Genomic DNA, 2,545 nt, shown 5'->3' with positions numbered 1-2,545 from the left:
GATTCCTTCTATATTGAAGCCTTGTCATCTCTAAAAGAAAACCATCTCTATCTATTTCATCGCCAACTGAGAGCCTAATTATGGATTCATGCCAATCAGATGGTGAGCCAAGGTTATAAATGCAGGATACAGAGGCAACAACAATTACATCCTTTCTTGTCATTAAAGAGGATGTTGCTTGTAGCCTTAATCTATCAATCTCACTGTTTATGCTACAATCCTTCTCAATGTATGTGTCTGTTGAGGCAATATATGCCTCTGGTTGGTAATAATCATAGAAGCTTATAAAATAAGAGACAGCATTCTCTGGAAACAATTCCTTAAACTCTGAATAAAGCTGGGCAGCCAGCGTTTTGTTGTGGGAAATAACTAATGTTGGCTTATTTACCTTCTCAATAACATTTGCTATTGTAAATGTTTTTCCAGAGCCTGTAACACCCAATAAAACCTGGTCAGAAAATCCAGATTTTAGACCAGAAACAAGCCCCTTTATTGCTTCTGGCTGGTCTCCTGTTGGAGAAAAATTACTTCTTAATATAAACAAAAATTCAAAGATTCCTCTCTTTTAGCCAATTTTCAATCTTAAGCCCTTCTATTCTTTCATAATGTGCAAGATTATTTGTAACCAAAGTCCAATTTTTATTTAAAGCAACACTTGCATTTAAAAGATCAAAATCCTCTATCAACCTTCCCTCTTTCCTTAATTTTGCTTTTCTCTTTCCATATTCTTCAACAATTTCTTCGTCAAGATAGGTGATTTCTACCTTCGTTAAAAAATTAGCCAGTCTTTCAAGGTTCTGCTCAATATATTCTGAAAAATAAACCCCATAATTTAGCTCTCCAAGGGTAATTATTGAGATAGCTATATTATTCTCTCCTACCCTTTTAATCCCTTCCTTTATCTTTTCTATTCCCTTAAACCAATAAATGCAGGTATCAGTATCCCAAAGATATTTCATAGGTTTATTTCTTTGGTTGAAGATCTTCTAGTTTCGTATATCTCTTTGATTATCTCCTCTGCACTTCTTTTATCCTTCCAACCTCCGAAGGAATCCCAAAAGAGCCCCTTGTCTTCTTTTGGGATATTTCTTTCTACAATAATTATCTCTACCCTATGGGATTTTAGGCCATCAAACTCTTTGGGCAAGAAAATCATTCCATCTGGCAAAATCTCTGTTTCAAATCTATAAGTTTTCATTTTGTTAATGGGATGTTGCAAAACTTATGTTGTAAATTTTTTCTTTTCTGTTCTGCTGTCTAAAAACCTTAACTATAAGCCTTTGCTATATTTATCAGCTGTTGTGAATATTTATAAATATCATCAAGGGATGCTATCTCATGCTTAATTTCATTCTTGTTCTCGTCTAAAAGTGCGATTTGTTTACTATCCTTAAGTAAATAAAACCTACAAACAGGCTTCCTTATAGAATTATCAACCAATATGCTGAAACAAGTTTTAAAATCCCTATAATAAATTCTATTGCTATCTATAGCTTGCCTTAATATAGACTTAACTATATAATAACTTTCAATTTCTTCCATCGTAGTTTCAATCAAATCTTCTTTAGCCTGCCCACCAATCTGTTTTTCAGCTTCAGCCCCCTGTCTATCCCCTTCCTTCTCTCTAGTTAAAACTGTTTTTAATCGTTCAGTAATTACATCACTTAGAAATTGGTGACACGAGCTTTTCATAATCTCTGTAAAGTATCCAATTATCTTTTTGGTTATATGACCGCTATAAACTTGAGTAATAAAGTATTTAATGAAAGATTCTGATGGCTGTTTAAACTCTGAATTTAAAATAGTTATAATTTCATTTGAATATTTTAGAAAGCTTGCTGTGTCAATAATATTATCAATATCAAAATATGATTTATGAAACTTCTTTAGTTCTTCAATCTGTGTGTCTTTGGGTTCAAGGATATTTATATCTAAAAATGGCCTCTCATCCATTTTATTTGGCTCATCTAAATCTGTATAAAAACGATAGATTATTCCATTTGTCAATACGGCAAATTTTGCTTTTGTAGCGTTGAAATATCTCAGCAGTTGGGTATTGTGTAAATCTAAATCCTCTTTCCAATGTTTACATTCAATTAAAATTATTGGCTGACTATCCTTTAAAATTGCATAATCCACCTTTTCCCCTTTTTTCCTTCCAATATCTGCAACAAACTCAGGTACTACTTCAATTGGATTAAATACATCGTATCCTATGGCTTGAAGAAAAGGTAAAACAAAAGCATTTTTTGTTGCCTCTTCCGTCAATGTAGAATCTTTTAATTTCTCAATTCTATCCGCAAGCTGTTTTAATTGCTCTTTAAAATCCATAATAGTTATTTTATCAATTAAATCTTATTATTGCAATAAATTTTATTCAATTGTCTCACCTTTTACCCTGAATTCCCCCCTTTCTGGCGATGTAGGATTCCTTCTATATTGAAGCCTTGTCATCTCTAAAAGAAAACCATCTCTATCTATTTCATCGCCAACTGAGAGCCTAATTATGGATTCATGCCAATCAGATGGTGAGCCAAGGTTATAA

Annotated in this window: 5 protein-coding genes; all 5 read right to left on the bottom strand. The window is 32.8% G+C overall.

Annotated elements, in window-relative coordinates; all coding sequences use genetic code 11:
• Positions 1–544: DEAD/DEAH box helicase family protein (locus AB1630_12255; protein MEW6104566.1), on the bottom strand; the 544-nt coding region annotated here is incomplete at its 3' end.
• Between the two features lie 4 nt (positions 545–548).
• Entirely contained in the window at positions 549–959 is a 411-nt protein-coding gene (locus AB1630_12250) for a PIN domain-containing protein (protein MEW6104565.1), read from the bottom strand.
• A complete protein-coding gene (locus AB1630_12245) occupies positions 956–1,198 on the bottom strand; it encodes a hypothetical protein (GenBank protein ID MEW6104564.1) in 243 nt (80 codons plus the stop codon). Before AB1630_12245 ends, AB1630_12250 begins: the two co-directional genes overlap by 4 nt.
• Before the next feature lie 68 nt (positions 1,199–1,266).
• On the bottom strand, positions 1,267–2,331 hold the full coding sequence (locus AB1630_12240; GenBank protein MEW6104563.1) for a type I restriction endonuclease: 1,065 nt from the start codon (positions 2,329–2,331) through the stop codon (positions 1,267–1,269).
• A gap of 42 nt (positions 2,332–2,373) precedes the next feature.
• Entirely contained in the window at positions 2,374–2,505 is a 132-nt protein-coding gene (locus AB1630_12235; GenBank protein MEW6104562.1) for a hypothetical protein, read from the bottom strand.
• Between the last annotated feature and the right edge of the window lie 40 nt (positions 2,506–2,545).

The organism is bacterium, from assembly GCA_040753555.1.
In the GTDB taxonomy this organism is placed as follows: domain Bacteria; phylum UBA9089; class UBA9088; order UBA9088; family UBA9088; genus JBFLYE01.
This window is presented reverse-complemented; position numbering and strand designations above follow the sequence as displayed.

Bases quoted from the DNA above. Each gene is read 5' to 3' on its own strand.
- AB1630_12245 (MEW6104564.1), bottom strand. From the start codon at position 1,198: ATGAAAACTTATAGATTTGAAACAGAGATTTTGCCAGATGGAATGATT.
- AB1630_12250 (MEW6104565.1), bottom strand. From the start codon at position 959: ATGAAATATCTTTGGGATACTGATACCTGCATTTATTGGTTTAAGGGA.
- AB1630_12240 (MEW6104563.1), bottom strand. From the start codon at position 2,331: ATGGATTTTAAAGAGCAATTAAAACAGCTTGCGGATAGAATTGAGAAA.